This window comes from Croceicoccus sp., from assembly GCF_983967925.1.
On sequence record NZ_CFETID010000067.1, the window covers coordinates 1 to 1,053 of the forward strand.

The window sequence follows — 1,053 nt, forward strand, 5'->3', positions numbered from 1 at the left end:
GCGAGATCGTGCTGGAATCGGGCAAGGTCAGCGAACATGACGTGGCCTCGGTCCTGGCGGCCTGCGAAACCCCCGATTTCGGGCGCGGACGCGAGGTGCTGCACGCGCAGCCGGTGAATTTCGCCGTGGACAATCGCAGCGGGCTGTCCGATCCGCGCGATCATGTCGGCAACCGCCTGGCCTGCGACATGCATGTGCTGACCGTGGATGAAGACGTGATCGGCAACCTAGTGCAATGCATCCGGCGCTGCGATCTGGAACTGGCCGGGGTCGCCTCGGCCGCCTATGCCTCGGCCCGGGCCGCGCTGGTCGAGGACGAGCAGGAACTGGGCGCGGCCTGTATCGACTTTGGCGGGGGCGGGACGGGCGTATCTGTTTTCATCAAGAAACACATGATCTTCTCGGACAATGTTCAGATTGGCGGTAACCTGATCACACAGGATATCGTCCAGGGGCTGCGCGTGCCGCTGGCGGTGGCCGAGCGGTTGAAGACGCTGAACGGCGGGGTCGAGGCGACCGGCCGCGACGACCGCGACATGATTGCCGTCGGCGGAGAGACAGGCGACTGGGAGGCCGACCGCCGCGTCGTCAGCCGCGCGGACGTGATCGGAGTGATGCGTCCGAGGGTCGAGGAAATTCTGGTCCATGTGCGGCAAGTCCTTGATGCGGCTGGATTTGACTTCATGCCCAGCCAGCAGATCGTGCTGACCGGCGGCGGCAGCCAGATTCCCGGCCTGGACGGGCTGGCCGCGCGCATCCTGGGCCCGAACATCCGTTGTGGCCGGCCGCTGCGAATCGACGGGCTGGCGCATCAGTTGACCGATCCCAGCTTTTCCGGCGCGGTCGGGCTGGCGCTGTTCGCCGCCCATCCGCAGGACGAATGGTGGGATTTCGAGATGCCGGCCGAGACCTATCCCGCCCGCAGTCTGCGACGGGCCTATCGCTGGTTCCGCAACAACTGGTGATTGCGACATTTTTCCGTTTGTGTGGCGTCAGGCTGGCGCCACCATATTCAGCGTGTATGGCAAGATACCGCCGATACCTGTTGAGTTC

The 1,053-nt window shown here is 64.9% G+C and carries 1 protein-coding gene; it reads left to right on the forward strand.

Annotated elements, in window-relative coordinates:
* A partial coding sequence (gene ftsA / locus AC4FIJ_RS16465; RefSeq protein WP_490337700.1) for a cell division protein FtsA occupies nt 1-965 on the forward strand: 965 nt, incomplete at its 5' end.
* Nucleotides 966-1,053 lie beyond the last annotated feature (88 nt).